Genomic DNA, 17,834 nt, shown 5'->3' on the forward strand with positions numbered 1-17,834 from the left:
CGGACGGCTGCTCACAGTCCCAGCTCCCTGGCTATGAGCTCCTTCTGGATCTCCGAGGTGCCGGAGAAGAGCGTGGTCGGTACGGAGTCGCGCAGCTGGCGCTCGATGCCGGCGTGCCGCAGATAGCCCTCGCCGCCGAAGATCTGGATCGCGTCCAGGCTGTTGGCCACCGCGGCCTCCGAGACGGCCAACTTGGACAGGGCGACCGCGGAGGTGTGTTCGCGCTCCTGATCCATCAGCCAGCAGGCGCGGTAGAGCAGCAGCCGTGCGCTCTCCAGGCGCTGCTTCATGCCGACGATACGGTGCGACACGGCCTGGAACTCGGCTATGCGGCGCCCGAACTGCCTGCGGCTGTCGGCACGTTCGACGCACTCCGCGAGCTGGCGATTCATCATGCCGAGGTAGCCGCCGAACAGGCAGGCGCGCTCCCAGCCCATGGATTGCTGGAAGATGGCGCCACCCTGGCCCTCGGCGCCGAGCCGGTACTCGGCCGGCACCTGGCAGTCACGGAACGACACCCGGCCGGCCGGGCAGCCCGCCAGCCCCATCTTGTCGAAGAGCGGCCCCGCTTCGGCGCCGGGCAGCTCGGCGGGCACCGCGAAGGCGGACACGCCGAGGAAACCGGCCTTCGGTGCGGTGACCGCGTAGGTGACGAACAGGTCGGCGAGCGGCGCGTTGCTGGCGAACGACTTGTCGCCGTGCAGGAGGTAGTTGTCGCCGGTGCGCCGGGCGGTCGTTGCCAGGGTGCCGACGTCGGATCCGGCCTCGTCCTCGGTCATCGCGTTCGCCGCGATCAGGTCGCCGCGTGCCATGCCGGTGAGCAGTTCGCCGCGGACCTCGGTCTGGGCGTGGTCGCGGACCGGCACCGCGCAGGCGAGCAGATGAGCGGAGACGCCGAAGACGAGTCCGGTCTCGGGGCACCCCTGTCCGAACGCCTCCAGACACAGCGCGGTGTCCAGGGCACCGAGGCCGCCGCCACCATATTCGGTGGGCAGGCACAGACCGGTGAGTCCGATGTCCGCGGCGGTCTTCCACTGAGCGCGGGTGAAATGCTGCCCGTCCGGTGTGTTCGAGGATCCGAGCCGGGTACGGACTTCACCCAGAATGTCATCGAAGCGTTTCCGCTGCTTTTCGGTGAGATCGAAATCCACGGGGCCCGGCACCCTTCGTATTCACTGCGGACGAGAAAACGCTTTGTAGGATGGCCAGATTAGGTCGGCTGCCGGGGGCCCGTCAGCCCCTAGGTCCACCCCCCTAGACCCCTAGACAACTCCCCCTGAGGGCCCGGCGCTCGCACCGGCAAGGGGCACCCATTCTGGGGTTGTGGCGTCCGTCGCGCAGCTCCTAGAGTCCATCTCCTGCAAGCCTTTGGTACACCCATCGTTCGGGACGGAGCACCATGTCTAAAACGCCCTCGGAAACAGTTCGCTGTCTTTACGACGCGTTCAACTCGAATGACCTGGAGGCGCTGCGCGAGATCATCGCGCCGGACATCATCGCCCATCTCCCCGGCACCTCCGCCGACGCCGAACACCCGCCGGGCACGCCGCGCGACCGCGAGGGCTGGCTCGGGGTGTGGCAGTTCACCCAGGCGTTCTTCCCGGACATGCAGGCCGAGGTCCAGCAGATAGTGGAGACCGGCGACACGGTGGCCACCCGATGCGTGGCGCGCGGCACCCACTCGGTGGAATTCATGGGGGCGCCCGCGAGCGGCAAGGTATTCGAGATGACGATGCTCAACATGAGCCGGGTCATTGACGGGAAGATCGTCGAGCACTGGACGATCAGCGACAACGCCACCATGCTCGCCCACCTCGGCATCAAGCTCAGCCTCTGAGTCCGCCGGGGTTCGTCTCGGCGCGACAGCCCGGCGGACACCACCGGCCCTCCGCATCGGTCCCCCTGAACCGCTCCACCGGAGCGGTTCAGGGGGACAAGCGCGTACAGCCGGACCGCCTCGGTCACCGCGCCCAGGACGCGTCGTCCGGCGTACGGCCCGCTACAGGTCGACCGGTATCTGGTCCCGCCTGGAGATCTGCAGCTTCTGATAGACGCGGGTGAGGTGCTGCTCGACGGTGCTGATGGTGATGCTGAGCCGTTGCGAGATCTCGCGGTTGCTGCGTCCGCGGGCGGCGAGTTCGGCGACCCGGCGTTCCGCCTGGGTCACCTTGCCCGGTGCCAGCGCGGTCGGCTCCTCGTCCTTGAGCACGGCGCGTTCCCGGGTGGACAGGGCACCGATGCGTCCGTCCCGGTCCAGCCGCCAGCACAGTGGCCCGGCCCCGCACTCCCGGGCCAGGTGCCAGGCGCGACGGCGGGCGGCGTCGGCGCGGTTGGGGCTGCCAGTGCTCTCGTGCGCGTCGGCGAGGTCGGCGAAGGTCTTGGCCAGCTCCAGCAAGTCGCCCGTGTCGTGCAGCAACTCCACGGCCTGGCCGAGCAGCAGGGGACGATCCGCGACCGGGGCGAGGGCAGCCCTCAGCCGCAGGGCGATGCCCCGGCTGCGGCCGTTGCTCGGCAGCTTCTTCACCTCCTGCTGGGCCAGCAGCTCGGACGCCTGTTCCGGCTCGTCCAGGCGGATCCAGGCTTCGGCCGCGTCGTAGCCCCACGACACGATGAGCGGGTGGTCGAGGCCGAGCCGGCGGGCGATCTTGCCGATGCGCAGGAAGTCGGAGAGCGCGGCGTGCGGCCGGTCGGTGGCCAGGTGCAGGCAACCGCGAGCTCGGAGGTAGCCGAGCCAGAAGATGCTCTTCTCCCAGTCCACGGGCACCGGCAGGTCGAACAGCCGGGTGGCCTCCTCGTACGCTCCCATCTCGGTGTAGATGACGCCGAGGACGGCGCGCGCGCCGCAGACCAGGACGCTCCAGGTGCGCTCCGGCAACACGCTCTGGGCCAGCTCGATGCAGGAAAGGGCGTCGGCCAGGCGGCCCTGACGTACCGCCACCATCCCCTGTATCACGGCGAACACGGCCTCCCATCCCGGGCAGCGCCGTCGCCGTGACTCCTTGACGAGCTGTTCGCACCAGTGCCATGCCGAGTCCAGCCGGTCCGCGAACAGGAGCGCCTTTATAGCGCTGCACAGCGAGCCCACGGCGGAGTCGGTGAGCGGGGTGACCTTGAGGAAGTTCTCCGCGGCCGACACCCACTGCGCCGGGTCGTGCGTCAGCAGCGTCTCCGCGGAACTCTTCAGCCGCGGCATCCCCGGAATGCGCGGGTCCGCGCCGTCGGGTACCGCACCGGGCACCGTGGCAGGGCCCTCGTCGGGGAACTCCAGCGCGTGGAAGCTGTAGCGCACCCACATCCAGGCGACGTCCGGGGCGATCTCGCTCTCGGTCTCCGGCGCGCTGTGCTGGTCCACGCCCTGCTGGTGCAGCGCCTCCAAGGCCTCCTCGATGCGGCCGTGGGCGATCAGGAGCCGTACGAGGACGCTGACGGCGGCGGGGGAAAGGCGCCCGGCCCGCATCGAGGCGATGAGTTCCGGCAGGTATCCGGACTCCACGGCGGCCGGGTCGATGCGCCAGGTGATCAGGCCGAGCCGCAGCAGGATCTCGATCCGCCGTTCGTCGTCCGGGCAGTTCTCCAGGGCGAGTTCGAGCAGGTCGATGGCGCGGCACGCGTCGTCCTCGGTGAGTGCCTCCTCCGCCGCGTGCCGCAGGATGACTTGCTGCCAGGGCTCGGCGCCGCAGCGCCCGAGCAGCAGCTGCGTCGCGACCACCGGGGACGGCAGGCCCGCCTCGTACAGTACGGAGGCCGCCGTGCGGTGCATTGCCTCGCGGGCCGCGGGAGTCATGTCGGCCAGCACCGTGGCGCGGGCGGCCGGGTGCCGGTAGCGCAGGCCGTCAATGATGCCGGCGCCGCGCAGCGCCTGGATGTGGTGGTCGAGCTGAGCCGAGGGACGGTCACTGACCCGCGCGAGCAGGGCGGGGGTGGCGACCTCCTCGAGAACCGCGAGGAGGTGCCCCAACTGCAAGGCCACTTCGCCGCTGCGGTACAGGCAGGTGAGCACCGCCTGTCCGTACATCCCGCCTTCCAGGGGCTGTGGTTCGGTGACCGCGTCGTCCCAGCGGCAGCACTCCTCGATCAACGCGCGCAGGAGCAGCGGGTTGCCGGCGCTGATGCGGTGCAGCTGATCGACGACCGTGCCTGCGTGCGGCCCGCCGATCCGGCCGTCGACCATCTCGGCGACGCCCTTCTTGTCCAGCGGGCCGAGGCGGATCCGCAACGAGTCGGACTGCCGCAGCAGTTCCGTCTTGATCACCGGGTCGCGGTGCGGGAGATGGAGGCTCTCCGCGAAGACCATCAGGGTTCGCGGTTCGCGGCCGACCGCTTGGAAGAGCTGGAACAGCGAGGCGTGATCGGTGTCCTGGGCGTCGTCCACGCAGATCACGATCGGCCCCTTCCGCGACAGGACACGCAGGGCGTCGGACAAGTGCCGTACCGGATCGGCCGCCGCCTCCTCGGGCTGTTCCCCGGAAGGCAGTTGAGCGTTCAGCTGATGGAGCACGGTCATGTACTTCTCCGGGTTCGCGCCCATGCCGCGCGCGCCGAGCACGGTGGCGCCCGCTTCCTCCGCGTACTCGGCGAAGGCGGCCAGCAGAGCACTCTTGCCGCAGCCGACGCCACCCTCCACGACGATCGTCCGTGACCGAATGCCGGAGCACTCCGCCAGCGCCGCTTTCAGGTAACCGAGTTCGCCATCACGATGGACAAGCAGCATCCCTAAACCATCCCCCCGTAAGCAGCACAACGATCCCTGCGGTTTCTGGGGCACGCCGATGGGCCCGCGCCAAGCTAGAGCAGGTCTGTGCCCTGCGAGGCGCCATCAGGGAAACTGCACTGCAATACTGCACAGCAATAGAGTTCACAGCGCGTCAATAAATGGAAAAGTCATTGCCGGGCGACCCTCGATAGCGGGCAAGTGAGAAGTCTCGGCCAGATCGAATGAATCTCGGACATCCGTGACATGCTCTCCCCCGATTTGTGACTCACTGCATCCAGCCATTGACACTATCGTGTACATGGCCCGCACACACGTCCTCCGAGTGGCGCACCGGCGCCTCGTCAAGCCCGACGGCAATGCGAGTTGGCGGCATGATGGACTCTGACCCCAGGTCAGCGACTTGCGGGCCAACCTTGGTATCCCCAGGGCCTGTTGGGCGAGCGCGGCCGACAAGCTGTCGGCATTCTCACTCCCGGGCAAAGCGAGGATGACGCGGAAACGGGCGCCGGGGCGTCGTGGGCCATGCGACGCGCAGACCGGCATGAAAGACCGCCGATGATTGCCGGATCACGGCAATGTGCCCCATCTGCCCCGCATGCGAAGATCCCCACCTCACCGAGACATCCGTCAAGTTGGGGAGGTGCTCCGGTGACTGTCTTTCTGGGTCTTGGTGTCGCGGGGATCGTGCTGCTGGTCCTCTCCCTCGTCCTCGACGGGGTCCTCGAAGGCCTCTTCGACGGTGTGGGCGTCCTCGACGGGCTCTTCGACGGGCTGCTGTCCCTTCCCGTCGTCGCCGGTTTCGTGTCCATGCTCGGCTTCGGCGGCGCGATCGCGCTCGGCACGACCGGCCTCGGCGCGGGCGCCGCCACCGCCGTCGGAGCGGCAGTCGGCGTGGGTGCGGGCCGGCTGACATGGACGTTCAGCCGCGCCCTGATGCGGGATCAGACCGCGGCCACGCCACGGGGCGACGATATCGTGGGCACCGCGGGGGCCGTGGTCACCGCGATCCCGGTCGACGGCTACGGCGAGGTACTGCTCCAACTGGGCGGTCAGCCGGTCAAGTTCGCCGCCAAGAGCGCCGAGGCCGTCACCCGCGGCACCGAGATCTGGGTGGAGGCGGCACTCTCGCCGACCTCGGTCGCGGTCCGCCCCGTGCGGCGCTGAGCACCGCCCTACGACCCCACCGCACCACCCGCGTCCACGTACAACATCACCGATCTGCCGCCCCCGGGAGGCAGGGGGGAATTCACCATGAGTCCAGTCCTGACCGCCGCCATCGGAGTCGTCGTACTCCTCGTGCTGCTCGCGCTCGTCGTCGTGACCCGCTACAAGGTCGCCGGGCCCAGCGAGGCCTTCATCGTGACCGGGCGGCGCGGCAAGAAGTCCACGGACCCCGACACCGGCCTGATCTCCACCGACAACAGCGGCCAGAAGGTCGTGGTGGGCGGCGGTGTGTTCGTCGTGCCGTTCGTCCAGCAGAAGTTCACGCTCGACCTGTCCTCGCGGCACATTCCCGTCGCGGTGCGCGGTGCGGTCACGCTGCGCGGGGTGAAGGCCAACCTGGAGGGCGTCGCGATCGTCAAGGTCGGCGGCACCGAGGACTCCATACGCGCCGCGGCCCAGCGCTTCCTCGCCCAGCAGGGCGGCATCGTCGGCTTCACCCAGGAGGTGCTCTCCGGCGCGCTGCGCTCCATCGTGGGCCGGATGTCGGTGGAGGACATCATCCGTGACCGCGCCGCCTTCGCCGGGCAGGTCGCCGAGGAGGCCGAGGCGAGCCTGTCCGGGCAGGGCCTGGTGCTCGACGCCTTCCAGATCCAGGACATCACCACCGAGGGCTCCTACCTGGAGGACCTCGGCCGTCCCGAAGCGGCCCGCGCCAAGCAGGAGGCGGACATCGCCGAGGCCGTGGCCCGCCGCGCCGCCGAGCAGGCACGGCTGAAGGCCGAGGAGGAGATCGCGATCGCCCAGCGGACGTTCGCCCTCAAGCAGGCCGAGATCAAGGCCGAGACCGACGAGGCGTCCGCCCGCGCGGGAGCCGCGGGACCGCTCGCCGACGCGGCCCGCCAGCAGGAGGTCCTCACCGAGCAGGAGAAGGTCGCCCAGCGGCAGGCCGCCCTGACCGACCGCGAGCTGGACACCAAGGTCCGCAAGCCCGCCGACGCCGCCCGCTACCAGGCCGAGCAGGAGGCCGAGGCCCGCCGCGTCTCCCTGGTCAAGCAGGCCCAGGCCGACGCCGACCGGGCCCGTCTGACCGGTGAGGGCGAGAAGGCCCGGCGTGCCGCGCTCGCCGACGCCGTACGCCTGGAGGGCGAGGCCGACGCCGCGGCGATCGGCGCCAAGGGGGCCGCGGAGGCGGAGGCGATGCGCAAAAAGGCCGACGCGTTCGACCGGTACGGCGACGCGGCGGTGCTCCAGATGCTCGTCGAGGTGCTGCCCAGCGTGGTGGCCAAGGCGTCCGAGCCGCTCAGCGCGATCGACAAGATGACCGTGATCTCCACGGACGGCGCGAGCCAGCTGTCGCGCACGGTCGCCGACAACGTCGCCCAGGGCGTCGAACTCCTCAGCTCCACCACGGGAGTCGACCTCGCCGAACTCCTCAAGGGCATCACCGGCGGCACGTCCCCCGTGCCCGCGGGCGCCGCTCCCGCCAAGCTCAACGGCAAGATCGACGTCACCGACTGATTCTCACAGCGAGGTGGCGGGCCAGCCGAGCAGCCGCGCGCCGATGACCGCCGTCTGGAGGGTGTAGCGGTCCAGCGGGTCGGCGGGGTCGGAGCCGGTGAGGGTGCGGACGCGCTCCAGGCGGTACGTGAGGGCTCGTACGCTCAGCGACAACTCCCGCGCCGCCTGGGCTGCCACGCACCCCGAGTCGAAGTAGGCGAGCAGGGTCTCCAGCAGGGGCCCGGCTCCGCCCCGCGCCTCCTCCAGCGGGCCGAGCGTGTTGAGCACCAGGTCCACCAAGGCCTGGCGGTCGCGGGCGAGGACGGGGAAGACCAGGAGGTCGGCGGCGCGCAGCACGGGCTCGTCGAAGCCCATGCGCGTGGCGAGGTCCAGGGTGCTGACGGCTTCCTCGTAGCTGTGGGCGATGCCTGCCGCTCCGGGCTGGGGGCGGCCGATGGCGATGCGGCCGCCGTCGGTGGCCGCGTGGGCCCGCTTGGCGAAGTGGGTGAGGACCTCCTCTTGATGGGCGGGGGCGATGCACACGAGGCGGCCGTCCTTGGTGGTGAGCAGGATGTGGCGGTCGCCGAAGCGGCCGACGAGGTCGCTCTCCACGTCACGTGACACGGGATCGGTCTCGTCGTACGCGGTCGGCCCCTCTGCCACGGCCACCGCGTGCGCGTGGGACAGCCGCAGGCCGAAGCGCTCGGCGCGTGCCGCGAGGCGCCCCAAGTCGCCTCTCCCGTACAGCAGGTCGTCGATCAACTCCCGGCGCGCGGCTTCCTCTTGGCGTACGACGAGACGCTGAGCGTGTTCGTAGCCCTCGGCGAAGGCGTCGATGGCCTGTTCCGCGGTCGCGAGCAGATGGTCAGGGTCGCCGGTCGCGGGACGGTGGACGCGGGTGGCGTTGAGGTGTTCGCGAATGAGGACGCGCCATGCGTATCCGGCGTTGGCGGCCTGCGCGCCGAGCGCCCGGCGTGACGTCAGCTCCTCACGGGTCAGGCGGCGGCCGGTCGCGGCGGCCCCGGTGAGAATGTCGGCGTAGCCGTCGAGGAGTCGCTCGGGAATCTCCTGGGTGGTCATCTGCTCTCCCTGGTCGGGTCGACGGCAGACGCGGCGGCGCGGCGCTGGCGCCGTCGGCAGGTGGAGGTGGGTGACGGCAACTGGGCGCACGCGGAACGGGGTCGGGACCCCGAAGGCGTCAGAGGCGCGGGCTGCTCGGCATTGGGCCGTCGGTATCAGGCACGCTGTCGCGGCCGGAGTTGTCGATGCGCACGACCCTGGGAGCGCGCACCTCGGCGCGGTCACGGAAGACACCGGACACGGGGAGCCGGGCGGCGCGCGTACTGCGACCCATCTCCTGCCCCCACCCCTCGGACCGTCGGCGATCAACGTCGCCGCTTGAGAATTGAGCAACTGTCAGCTCAATGGAGCGCCTTGGCTCAGTTCGTCAGTTTACCGTACGACAAAGATCACAAAAGGGCCACATCCCGCTGCGTCATGCCGTCCAGGCCCAGAGCTTCTCGGGGTTCCGGACCGCCCAGCAGCGCGTGATCCGGTCGCCCACGACCTCGAACGCGATCACCGACGTGGTGACGCCGGCGTGCTGGACCACCAGGCCGGGCCGGCCGTTCACCGTGCGCTCCAGGATCGTCTGGCGGGGCACCTTGCCTGCGACGGCGATCAGGTAGCGCGCGATCTGCTCGCCTCCGACGACGGGGTGGATCGCGGCGTCGACCAGGCCCCCTCCGTCGGCGAGCGCGGTGGCACCGGGGTCGAGGAGGCCGATGAGCGCGGCGATGTCCTTGGCTTCCCACGCCTGCTTGAAGTCCCTGACGACGTCCGCGCTCCGGGCCGCGGACATCGCGGGAGCGGGCGAGGCGCGCATCCGGCGCCGGGCCGAGGAAGCCAGCTGACGGCACGCCGCCGGACTCCGGCCGACGATCTCGGCGACTTCGGCGAAGGAGTAGCGAAAGACGTCGTGCAGGATGAAGGCGACACGCTCGGCCGGGGTCATCGATTCGAGGACGACGAGGAAGGCCATGCCGACCGACTCGTCGAGCGTGACCCGGTCGGCCGGGTCGGCGGCGGCGCCACCGGGCCGCCCCTCCCACCACTCCGTACGGTCGGGCAGCGGCTCCGGGATCCATGCGCCCACGTACCTCTCACGCCGGGCCCGTGCCGAGCGGAGCTGGTCGAGGCAGATGCGACCGGCGACTTTCGCCAGCCAGCCACCGGGTGATTCGATGGCCTCCCGCTGCCGCGGCGACATGGCGTACCAGCGGACGCAGGCCTCCTGCACGGCGTCCTCGGCGTCGGCCAGGGAGCCGAGGAGCCGGTACGCGAGATTGATCAGCTGACGCCGCTCGCCCATGATCACGCTCAGGCCCGGATCGAGCCGTGCCTCTCCGGGCTCGCACTGGGTCCCCATGAAGTCGCCGCTCCCTCCGCCGCGTCCGCGCGGCCGACTACGCCTGGCCGCCTACGTCTGGCCGCCTACGCCTTGTCGCGTCGGCCCCTCCCCCTACGACGAGACAGCCCCTCGGATTGTGACGTCGGCGCCTGGCCTCACCACCCGCCTCACCTTTCCAGAGGCTGCGTCGTCGGTGGTACCGAGACGAACTCGCCCCCGCGAAGGGCAGGTTCGTCCCTCCGCCAGCCCCTTCACGATGAGGAGAGCACCATGCAAACCCGTCTCGACTTCCTCGCCAATCCGGTCTCGGCCGGTGCCGTCAAGCACATCACCGCCGCGGGCAGGGCGCTCGCGGACTCGACGCTGCCGCCCTCGACACACGAGCTGGTCGCGCTCCGCGCCAGCCAGATCAACGGGTGCGGTTTCTGCGTCGACATCCACACCAAGGAGGCCGCGCACGCCGGGGAGACCCAGGTACGCCTCCACCTGGTCTCCTCCTGGCGCGAGGCCACGGTGTTCACCGACGCCGAGCGCGCCGCCCTGGAGCTGGCGGAGGAAGGCACCCGCATCGCGGACGCGGCCGGTGGCATCCCGGACGACGTATGGGCGAACGCCGCCGAGCACTACGACGAGGACCAGCTCGCCGCCCTGGTGTCGATCATCGCCATCATCAACGCCTTCAACCGCCTGAACGTCCTCACCCAGCGTCCTGCGGGCCAGTACAAGGTCGGCCAGTTCGGATAGCCGCGGGGCCGCGCACCGCCCGAGCCCGCCGCCGGCCACTCACGACAGCGCGGGGATGACGGTGGTTCCGTACCCGTCGATGACGTCCTCACGGGCGTCGTGCATCGCGTACAGCGCGAACTGGTCGACTCCCAGGCGCTTCAACTCCGCCAGTTTCGCGATGTGCCGGCTCGGCGTGCCGATGACGCAGAAGCGGTCCACGATGTCGTCCGGGACGAAGGTCGTGTCGGGGTTGTCGGCGCGCCCGTGGTGGGAGTAGTCGTAGCCCTCGCGGGCCTTGATGTACTCGGTGAGGGCCTCGGGGACGAGGTCCGAGTGCTCGCCGTACTTGGCCACCAGGTCGGCGACGTGATTGCCGACCATCCCGCCGAACCAGCGGCACTGTTCCCGGGCGTGGGCCAAGGAAGCCGGTGAGTCGTCCTGCGTCAGGTACGCGGGAGCCGCGACGCAGATCGTGACCGAGGACGGGTCGCGGCCCGCCGCCGCGGCGGCGTCGCGGACCGCCTTCACCATCGTCTCCGTCAGATACGGGTCGGCCAGCTGGAGGATGAACCCGTCGGCCTCCTCACCCGCCATCTTCAGCGCCTTGGGGCCGTACGCGGCCATCCAGACGGGAAGTTGCGCGTCCGGCTTGATCCAGGGGAAGCGGATCGTGGTGCCGCCCAGGTCCGCTTCCCCGCCCGATGCCAGCGCGCGGATGACCTTCATCGCCTCGCTGATCCGGGCGAGGGTGTTCGGGGTGCGGCCCGCCACCCGCATCGCGCTGTCGCCGCGCCCGATGCCGCAGACGGTGCGGTTGCCGTACATGTCGTTGAGCGTGGCGAACGTGGAGGCCGTCACCTCCCAGGTGCGCGTGCCCGGATTGGTGACCATCGGGCCGACGATCAGCCGTTCCGTGTGGGCCAGGATCTGGCTGTAGATGACGAAGGGTTCCTGCCACAGCACGGCCGAGTCGAAGGTCCAGCCGTAACTGAAGCCGTTCCGCTCGGCGCGCTTCATCAGGCTGATGACCTGCGCGGCCGGCGGATCGGTCTGCAGGACGAGTCCGAAGTCCATGGTCGCGTCTCCTAGCCGAGGTACTGGGTGGTGGAGCGCGGGACGTACGCGCCGTGCCCGGCGTGGCCGGTGAACTTCCGCTGGTCGATGACCACTTCACCGCGGGACAGGACCGTCTCCACCTGGCCCGTGACGCGCTTGCCCTCGTAGGCGGAGTAGTCCACGTTCATGTGGTGCGTGTCCGCCGACATGACCTGCTCGGCGGCCGGGTCGTAGATGACGATGTCCGCGTCGGCGCCCGGCGCGATCGTGCCCTTCTTGCCGTACAGGCCGAACATCCGGGCCGGGCTCGCGCAGGCGATCTCGATCCAGCGGCGGCGGCCGATGTGGCCGTCCACCACGGCCTGGTGGAGGAGGTCCATGCGGTTCTCGACCCCCGGCAGGCCGTTCGGGATCTTGGAGAAGTCCCCGCGGCCCAGCTCCTTCTGTCCCACGAAGCAGAACGGGCAGTGGTCCGTGGAGACCACCTGGAGGTCGTTCGTGCGCAGCCCGCGCCAGAGCGCGGCCTGGTGCTCGCGCGGTCGCAGCGGGGTCGAGCAGACGTACTTGGAACCCTCGAAGTCGGGCTCCGCGAGATTGTCCGTGGAGAGGAACAGATACTGCGGGCAGGTCTCCCCGAACACCGGCAGGCCCTCGTCGCGGGCCTTGGCCAGCTCGGCCACCGCCTCCTGCGCCGACACGTGCACCACGTACACCGGCGCGCCCGCCACCTGGGCGAGCTTGATCACCCGGTGCGTCGCCTCCGCCTCCAGGAGCGACTTGCGCACCTCGCCGTGGTAGCGGGGATCCGTCTCGCCCCGGGCGAGCGCCTGCTCCACCAGTACGTCGATGGCGAGGCCGTTCTCCGCGTGCGTCATGATCAGCCCGCCGTTGGCGGCGGCCCGCTGCATCGCGCGCAGGATCTGACCGTCGTCGCTGAAGAAGACTCCTGGATACGCGGTGAAGAGCTTGAAGGAGCTGACCCCTTCCTCGATCAGGTGGTCCATTTCCTTGAGGGTCCGCTCGTTGACGTCCGAGAGGATCATGTGGAAGCCGTAGTCGATCGCGCACTTGCCGTCCGCCTTCGCGTACCAGGCGTCGAGGCCCGCGCGCAGCGCCTGTCCCCGGGTCTGCACCGCGAAGTCCACGATGGTGGTGGTGCCGCCCCAGGCCGCCGCGCGGGTGCCCGTCTCGAAGTCGTCGGACGAGAACGTGCCGCCGAACGGGAAGTCCATGTGCGTGTGCGCGTCGACTCCCCCCGGGATCACGTACTTGTGGGAGGCGTCTATGACGCGGTCCGCGGTCCACGCCTCGGCGGCGCCCGAGCCGTGTGCGGCGAGGGCCGCGATCCTGCCGTCCTCGATCAGCACGTCGGCGTGGACCTCTTCGGCGGCGGTGATGACGAGTCCGCCGCGGATCAGGGTGCGGGTACTCATGATGGGGCGCTCCCTTTCATGCTCGTACGTTCATACCGGAAGGCACGTGAACTACCGCGAGGCACGTGAACTAGACGCTCCGCAGGGCCTGTTCGAGGATCGCCGCTCCTTCTTCCGCCTCCGCCACGGTCAGCGAGAGCGGCGGGGCGATGCGCAGGACGCTGGTGTCGTGGCCGCCGCCCTTGCCGATGAGGAGTCCTCCTTCACGGGCCGCTTCGAGGACGGCGGACGCCCCCTGCGGATGGGCCTCGCCGGTCTCAGGGTTGATCAGCTCGATGCCGATCATCAGGCCCCGGCCGCGCACCTCGCGTACGACGGGCAGCTGGGCGCAGATGGCGCGCAGCCGCTCGATGAGCAGACCGCCGACGCGCCGCGCGTTGCCCTGGAGGTCGTGTTCCAGGAGGTACGTGAGGTTGGCGAGGCCGGCCGCCATGGTGACCGGTGAGCCGCCGAAGGTCGAGATGGAGTTGGAGTCCAGGGAGTTCATGACCTCGGCGCTCGCGACGACACCGCCGATGGACATGCCGTTGCCGATGCCCTTGGCGAAGGTCAGGATGTCCGGCGGGCCGCTCGCGGCGTGCGCCTGCCAGCCCCAGAAGTGCTCGCCGGTGCGGCCCCAGCCGGTCTGCACCTCGTCCGAGATCCACAGGACGCCGTGCTCCCACAGGACTTCGCGGAAGGCGGCGTACAGCCCGTCCGGTGGTGAGGTGAAGCCGCCGACGCCCTGGATGGGCTCGGCGATCAGCGCCGCCACTCCCCCGCGCGCCTGCCCGAGCATGTCCTTCAGGTCGGCGACGCATGCCTCGATGAACTCGGCGTCGCTCAGCGCGGCGTACGGCCCCCGGCTGCGGACGCCGCCGTGCACGTACAGCGTCTGGAGCGGCGAGAGGCTGGTCGGCGACCAGGCGTTGTTGCCGGTGATGCCGACGGCCGTGAAGGAGCGGCCGTGGTAGCTGTTGCGCATCGCCAGGATCTGGTTCGAGCGGCGGTGCGAGGTGGCCAGGAGCAGGGCCGTGTCGTTGGCCTCGGTGCCCGACGTGGTGAAGAAGACCCGGGCGTCCGGGATGCCGGAGAGGCCCGCGACCCGCTCGGCGAGGTCGATCATCGGCCGGTTGAGGTAGAGCGTGGACGAGTGGATGATCCGCCCGGCCTGCTCGCTGACCGCCTTGGTGACCTCGGGCAGCGCGTGGGCGGTCATGGTGGTGAGGATGCCGCCGAAGAAGTCGAGGTACTGCCTGCCCTCCGCGCCCCAGACGCGGCGGCCCTCGCCGTGGGTGATCTCCAGCGGGTCGGCGTAGTAGAGGGCGAGCCACTCGGGCAGGACGGCCCGGTGGCGGGTGTGGAGGTCCTTCACGGCTGTACCAGTCCTTCGTACGCGTCGGGGCGGCGGTCGCGGTAGAACGCCCACTGCTGGCGTACTTCCTCGATGAGCCCCAGGTCCAGGTCCCTGACGACGAGTTCCTCGGCCTTGTCGCTCGCGGTCTCGCCGACGAACTGGCCGCGCGGGTCGACGAAGTACGACGTCCCATAGAAGTCGTTGTCGCCGTACTCCTCGACGCCGACGCGGTTGATCGCGGCGATGAAGTACTCGTTGGCGACGGCCGCGGCGGGCTGTTCCAGCTGCCAGAGGTAGGCGGAGAGGCCGCGGGAGGTGGCGGAGGGGTTGTAGACGATCTGGGCGCCGTTCAGGCCCAGCTGGCGCCAGCCCTCGGGGAAGTGGCGGTCGTAGCAGATGTAGACGCCGATCTTGCCGACCGCCGTGTCGAAGACGGGCCAGCCCGCGTTCCCCGGCTTGAAGTAGTACTTCTCCCAGAAGCCCTTGACCTGGGGGATGTGGTGCTTGCGGTACTTGCCGAGATACGAGCCGTCGGAGTCGATCACGGCGGCGGTGTTGAAGTAGAACCCGGACTGCTCGACCTCGAAGACCGGGACGACGACGACCATGCCGGTCTCGCGGGCCAGCTCCCGCATCCGTGTGACGGTGGGTCCGTCCGGCACGGGCTCGGCCCAGCGGTAGTGCTCGGGCTCCTGCACCTGGCAGAAGTAGGGGGCGTTGAACACTTCCTGGAAGCCGATGATCTTCGCACCCTGGCGGGCCGCCTCGCGGGCGTGCTCCTCGTGCTTGGCAATCATGGATTCGGTGTCGCCTGTCCAGGTTGCCTGGACCAGTGCGGCGCGTACGACGTTGGCCATGAGCTGCTCCTTCGACGGGACGTCAGAGAGCCTCTACGCCCGTAGACTTGGTGCGTAGACAGGAAAACGTAAGCCTCCCCGACGGGCTGGGCAAGACCATCGCCGTGAACCGGCGGAGTCGATCATGTTTCGCACCCAAGCGGACGAGAAGCGGAAGACAACGCGCAGGCGCGACGGGTGCGTCAGGCGGGTCAGGCGCTGAATCCGGCCACCCGCAGCGCGTGCACGAGATCCCAGTGGCGCTCGTCCGACACCCCCTCGGCCGCCCGGAGGAGCAGCGGGATGAGGCGGTAGGGATCGGTGTGCGCGCACGCGGCCGCGTCCTCGGGGGTACGGACGCGGATGTAGGCGTCGAGGAGGGCGCGGGCCTCGCGCTCACGGCCCGCGTCGACCAGCGCGAGCACCGCCTCGGCGATCTCCGGGGCGGGCCGGGAGACACCCTGCCGCAGCAGCTTGCGGCAGTCGTCGGCGCGGCCCGCTCCGGCGAGGGCGTCGGCGAGCGCGACGAGCCGGTCGGGCGGCAGCGACGCGGCCTCCCAGAGCAGTGTCGACCAGTCGGCGCCGAGGCCCGCGCGGTGCAGCTCACCGGCGAACACGGGCAGGCGCGCCGCGGGCCAGCAGGCGGCCTCGACGAGTACGCCGTGCGCCTCGCCGCTGCGGCCCTCGCCCCGGAGCTTGATGAGCGCGGCGACGGCTTCGGCGGTGACCCGCTCGGCGTCGCGGTCCGGCCCCGCGGAATCACCGCGCCCACCGTCACCGGTGCCGCCCGGCCCCTCGGCGGCGTGCGCGAACCGCGCCCCGCGCGGGGTGTTCGCGGCGGGCGACTGCGCGGCCGGCTCCGGTACAGCGACGGCCTCGGACCCGCCCTCGTCCTCGCTCTGCCCGACGAACCCCGCGAAACGGGCGCCGCGGGGGCGGCGCGGACGACGGGACGTGTCACGCGACTTGCGGCCCTGCTTGGGGACGCGGGGGGCTTCGGGGGCGGCTGCGCCAGATGGGGCGGATGGGCCTGATGGGGCGGATGGGCCTGATGGGTCGGCCGACAGGGTGCGGGCGTCGGGGGCCGGGTCACCCTCGCCGTCCGGGTAGGTGCCGAACTCGGGCGTGCGGGTGCCGGGATGCGGCGAACCCGCGTCGAGATCACCCGCCGTCGCTCCGAACCCGTCCGCGGCCCCGAACCCGTCCGCGGCCCGGACCCCGAAGGCGTTCCGTGTCTGCTCCCCGAAGTCGTCGAACTCCTCGGCCCCGAGAGCGGCACCGGCGCCGAAAGCCGCCGGCCGGCTCCGGAAACCGCCCGCTCCTGCGTCAGGGCCGCCCCCCGTTCCGTCCTCGAAGTCGTCCGCCCCCACGGCCGCGAAGTCGTCCGAGACCGGAGTGCCGAGGTCGACCCACTGCGGGCGGTCCGCCCGGTCCAACCGCTCGATGCGCTCCCGGAGTTCGGCGCACCGCGCGGTCGCCCGCTCGTGGTCGTCGCGGACCCAGGCCAGATCGCGGTTGAGCCGCTCCACCTCGTCCTGCGTGGCCGCCGCCGCGAGCGAGTAGCCCAGCTCCACCTGCCGTTCCACGGCGAACCGCTGCTCGGTGAGCATCATGTCGAGGCGCTCGCCGAGCAGCCCGCGTCCCCCGGCCCGCGCGTCGTACGCGGCGAGCGAGGCCGTGTGCAGCGCCCGCGCCCACTCCGTCTCACGCTCGGCGGCCCGCGCTCCGTACCCGGCGGCCAGATCGTGCAGCAGTGCCGCCACCACGTCCCAGGGGGGCACTTCCGAGCCATCCAGGCAGGCCTGCATCCCCTCGGGGTCACGGGACCAGAACACGCCGCACCACCCGGCGCCCGGATCGAGCCGCGCCAGGAGGTCACGCAGGTACCTCGCGAACTCCCTGACCTGTTCCGGGAGTTGTCCAACTGCCATTCGAGCCAGCACCGCCCCATGGAGCCGGAAGTGTTCTGGTCCGGAAGATAACACCAGTCGCGTTACGGGACGGCTACACGCAGTTTTCCGGCCGCCCGGCAGCACCTCACACGCCGCTCTCCTCGCCGTGAGCGAGGACGGAGGCACAGAGCTTTCGCAGGCCCGCGTGCAGTTGCGCGGGACCGGCGCCCTGGCTGGTCAGGTGCTCGACCAGGTCGCTGCGGACGGCGGCGAGCAGGGCGTGCGCGAGGTAGTCGACATCCTCGCGCCCGTGTACGGCGGACAGCATCCCGGCGACTTCGGAGTGCCAGAGTCCGTACGCCGGATTGAGGTAGGGACTGCCGGCCCCCGCCCGCTCCAGGGCCAGCATCAGCGCGCGCTGGTTCAGCTTGAGGTCGAGGAGCGCGGCCATGAGCGCGGGCACCCGCTCGGCCACCGGCGTGCCGGGACCGAGCGGCGGCGGACCGTCGGTGACCTGCTCGCGCAGCTGCTGCGTCTCCTCGACGACCAGCGCGCCGATCAGGCCGATGCGGTCGGAGAAGTGCCGGAAGACCGTGCCCTTTCCGGCACCGGCAGCCTGGGCGATGTCGGCCATCTTGACGCTGTCGGGGTCGTCGGCGTCCTTGAACAGCCGGGCGGCGGCGGCCAGCAGCGCGGCCCTGTTGCGGACGGAGTCGGCTCTCTCCTTGCGGGCGGCGATGGTTCCTCCTCGATGAGCGCCCCATGGGCGG

The 17,834-nt window shown here is 70.6% G+C and carries 14 protein-coding genes; 4 read left to right on the forward strand and 10 right to left on the reverse strand.

All coding sequences use genetic code 11. The annotated features are described in order from the left end of the window. Nucleotides 1-11 precede the first annotated feature (11 nt). Complete coding sequence (locus AB0E78_RS29275; protein ID WP_361838511.1) at nt 12-1,151, reverse strand: acyl-CoA dehydrogenase family protein; 1,140 nt, start codon at nt 1,149-1,151, stop codon at nt 12-14. 248 nt (nt 1,152-1,399) lie between these two features. Here AB0E78_RS29275 and AB0E78_RS29280 point away from each other — a divergent pair, with 248 nt between their 5' ends. Then, the gene (locus AB0E78_RS29280; protein WP_361838513.1) at nt 1,400-1,837 is read left to right on the forward strand and encodes an ester cyclase; all 438 of its coding nucleotides are present in this window, start codon (nt 1,400-1,402) and stop codon (nt 1,835-1,837) included. A gap of 162 nt (nt 1,838-1,999) precedes the next feature. Here AB0E78_RS29280 and AB0E78_RS29285 read toward each other — a convergent pair whose 3' ends face one another. Further along, nucleotides 2,000-4,711 carry an AAA family ATPase gene (locus tag AB0E78_RS29285; RefSeq protein WP_361838515.1) on the reverse strand — a complete coding sequence of 904 codons (2,712 nt, stop codon included), beginning with the start codon at nt 4,709-4,711 and terminating at the stop codon, nt 2,000-2,002. Between the two features lie 651 nt (nt 4,712-5,362). Here AB0E78_RS29285 and AB0E78_RS29290 point away from each other — a divergent pair. Both AB0E78_RS29290 and AB0E78_RS29295 read left to right on the forward strand, forming a co-directional pair. Next, on the forward strand, nt 5,363-5,878 hold the full coding sequence (locus AB0E78_RS29290; protein ID WP_361838518.1) for a hypothetical protein: 516 nt from the start codon (nt 5,363-5,365) through the stop codon (nt 5,876-5,878). An 87-nt stretch (nt 5,879-5,965) separates the two neighbouring features. Then, entirely contained in the window at nt 5,966-7,396 is a 1,431-nt protein-coding gene (locus tag AB0E78_RS29295) for an SPFH domain-containing protein (protein WP_361838521.1), read from the forward strand. 3 nt (nt 7,397-7,399) lie between these two features. On the opposite strand, the gene AB0E78_RS29300 is transcribed toward AB0E78_RS29295, so the two are convergent. Both AB0E78_RS29300 and sigJ read right to left on the reverse strand, forming a co-directional pair. Then, nucleotides 7,400-8,455: a helix-turn-helix domain-containing protein gene (locus AB0E78_RS29300; RefSeq protein ID WP_361838524.1), complete on the reverse strand. Its 1,056-nt coding sequence runs from the start codon at nt 8,453-8,455 to the stop codon at nt 7,400-7,402. Nucleotides 8,456-8,870: 415 nt separating this feature from the next. Continuing rightward, complete coding sequence (gene sigJ, locus AB0E78_RS29305; protein ID WP_361838527.1) at nt 8,871-9,803, reverse strand: RNA polymerase sigma factor SigJ; 933 nt, start codon at nt 9,801-9,803, stop codon at nt 8,871-8,873. A gap of 252 nt (nt 9,804-10,055) precedes the next feature. Between sigJ and AB0E78_RS29310 the strand changes: the two genes are divergently transcribed. Then, complete coding sequence (locus tag AB0E78_RS29310) at nt 10,056-10,529, forward strand: carboxymuconolactone decarboxylase family protein (protein ID WP_361838530.1); 474 nt, start codon at nt 10,056-10,058, stop codon at nt 10,527-10,529. 39 nt (nt 10,530-10,568) lie between these two features. On the opposite strand, the gene AB0E78_RS29315 is transcribed toward AB0E78_RS29310, so the two are convergent. The 6 genes from AB0E78_RS29315 to AB0E78_RS29340 form a co-directional block, all read right to left on the reverse strand. Next, entirely contained in the window at nt 10,569-11,585 is a 1,017-nt protein-coding gene (locus AB0E78_RS29315) for a TIGR03842 family LLM class F420-dependent oxidoreductase (protein ID WP_361838532.1), read from the reverse strand. 11 nt (nt 11,586-11,596) lie between these two features. Continuing rightward, on the reverse strand, nt 11,597-13,000 hold the full coding sequence (hydA, locus tag AB0E78_RS29320) for a dihydropyrimidinase (RefSeq protein ID WP_361838535.1): 1,404 nt from the start codon (nt 12,998-13,000) through the stop codon (nt 11,597-11,599). 70 nt (nt 13,001-13,070) lie between these two features. After that, entirely contained in the window at nt 13,071-14,354 is a 1,284-nt protein-coding gene (locus AB0E78_RS29325; protein WP_361838538.1) for an aspartate aminotransferase family protein, read from the reverse strand. Further along, a complete protein-coding gene (locus AB0E78_RS29330; protein ID WP_361838541.1) occupies nt 14,351-15,193 on the reverse strand; it encodes a nitrilase-related carbon-nitrogen hydrolase in 843 nt (280 codons plus the stop codon). Before AB0E78_RS29330 ends, AB0E78_RS29325 begins: the two co-directional genes overlap by 4 nt. Nucleotides 15,194-15,384: 191 nt before the next feature. Then, complete coding sequence (locus tag AB0E78_RS29335; protein WP_361838544.1) at nt 15,385-17,103, reverse strand: hypothetical protein; 1,719 nt, start codon at nt 17,101-17,103, stop codon at nt 15,385-15,387. A gap of 106 nt (nt 17,104-17,209) precedes the next feature. Next, entirely contained in the window at nt 17,210-17,803 is a 594-nt protein-coding gene (locus AB0E78_RS29340) for a TetR/AcrR family transcriptional regulator (protein ID WP_361839161.1), read from the reverse strand. Nucleotides 17,804-17,834 lie beyond the last annotated feature (31 nt).

The organism is Streptomyces sp. NPDC032198 (assembly GCF_040636975.1).
Lineage (GTDB): Bacteria > Actinomycetota > Actinomycetes > Streptomycetales > Streptomycetaceae > Streptomyces.